Source organism: Azospirillum sp. SYSU D00513, from assembly GCF_017356015.1.
Classification (GTDB): Bacteria; Pseudomonadota; Alphaproteobacteria; order Azospirillales; family Azospirillaceae; genus Azospirillum.
Map to the genome: position 1 here is coordinate 1 of NZ_JAFIQV010000105.1, position 1,671 is coordinate 1,671.

Consider the following 1,671-nt stretch of genomic DNA (forward strand, 5'->3'; position numbering starts at 1 on the left):
TTGCGGCCATAGCCGTTGCGGCGGTTGCCGCTCTCGTCGCTGGCCAGGTGATGATCCAGCTCCGCGCGCAGGGCTCGTTCCGTCAGCGCTTTCTTCAGCTGGTCGAGCAGTCCGTTCTGATCAAACGCCGTCTTGGCGTCCGCCCCGGCCAGCAGCTGGTCGAGGATCGCATCGGGGATGATCGGTTCTTTGCGTCGTGCCATCGGGGGCTCCTTCCGTTCTCAGCATACCCCCGCCGAGCACGAAATTCCGGATAGTCCCCGGCATTCCGGCCGCGCGCTTGCCCAGATCGAGGAACCGCTCGACGCTCTGGTCGCCTGGGTCGCCACCCAGATCCATGTGCCGGTGCACCTGTTCACCGCTTATGCGCGCCGGCCCCAGACGATGACCGATCATGCCCGGCAACTCGCCGCCATGCTCGGGTTGCGGCCATCGACCAATCTCGATCTTCCCTTCATGATCGAAGCGGCCGCCCAGGCCGCCTGGACCACGAACAGGCCGGAACCGATCGTCTCCGCCCTCCGCTCCCAAAACCTCATCCTGCCGGCATTGCCGCTGATCGAGCGCACCGGCGCCGCTGGGCGCGCCCGTGCCCGCAAGCGGGCAGTGGATGCTCTGCTTGCCGGCCTCACTGACGAGCAACTGGCCGAACTCGACCGTCTACCGGCGATCGGTCCTGACCTCGGCGGGACTCCTCTTTCCTGGTTGAAGACGATACCGAGCGCGCCAAAAGCCCGTCATGTCCGCGACCTGCTCGACAAGCTTCAGGCCGTCCGCGCCATTGGGATCGCATCCGATATCGACACTCGCATTCCCGAAGTCCGGTTCCGCCAGTTCGTCCGGGAAGGTCAGGCATCGCCCGCCTATCTGCTCGGCCGCTACACCGCTCAACGGCGGCGAGCAACCCTGGTTGCCGTGCTGTTTGATCTGGAATCCCGATTGATCGACGCCGTGCTCGACATGGCCGACCGGCTGATCGGTGGCGCCTTCACACGGGGCAAGCACGCCAAGGAAAAGACCTACGCCGCGACCACACGCGATGTCGGCCGCCTGATGCGGCTGTTCCATGGCACCATCGAGGCGCTCGCCGTCGCCCAGGACGATGACCGCGATGCTTTTGCCGTTGTCGACGAGAGCGTCGGCTGGGCAAAGCTGTTGCGTGCCCGCCCCGAAGTGGCCAGCCTTGCCGATTTGGCGGAGAAGAATCCCTTTGTCCGTGCCGCCGACCGTTACATCACGATCCGGAAGTTCCTCCCGGCCCTTCTCCAAGCCCTCACCTTCAAGGCAGCCAGGGACAACGACCCGTTGCTCGAAGCGGTCGCACTGCTGCGCGATCTCAACCAGTCCGGAAAGTGCGACGTACCGGCGGACGCACCGATGCCTTTCCGCAAGGAGTGGCGCCGGCTGGTCGTCGATGGCGGGAAACCCAGTCGCCGGCTGTACGAGATGGCGGTGGTCGCCACTCTGCGCAACAAACTCCGCTCCGGCCATGTCTGGGTCGAACAATCCTCCAACTATCGCCGTTTCGACAGTTATCTGCTGCCGACCATGGCCGTCCCGCCGATCCTGTCGGAGTTCGGGTTGATCTGCCGTCGGTGATGTTGGACACCGGACAACCCATATGGGAGTCCGATGAACGAGCCGAATGTGAACCAGAAGTTGTCAACCGAA

General features: G+C 64.4%; 2 pseudogenes. One reads left to right on the plus strand and one right to left on the minus strand.

Features of this window, described 5'->3' with window-relative positions:
- A pseudogene (locus JUB11_RS32370) lies at positions 1–203 on the minus strand (IS256 family transposase); the annotation flags it as partial.
- Between JUB11_RS32370 and JUB11_RS32375 the strand changes: the two are divergent.
- Positions 178–1,545 (plus strand): annotated as a pseudogene (locus JUB11_RS32375) (DUF4158 domain-containing protein); the annotation flags it as partial. The pseudogenes JUB11_RS32370 and JUB11_RS32375 overlap by 26 nt on opposite strands.
- Between the last annotated feature and the right edge of the window lie 126 nt (positions 1,546–1,671).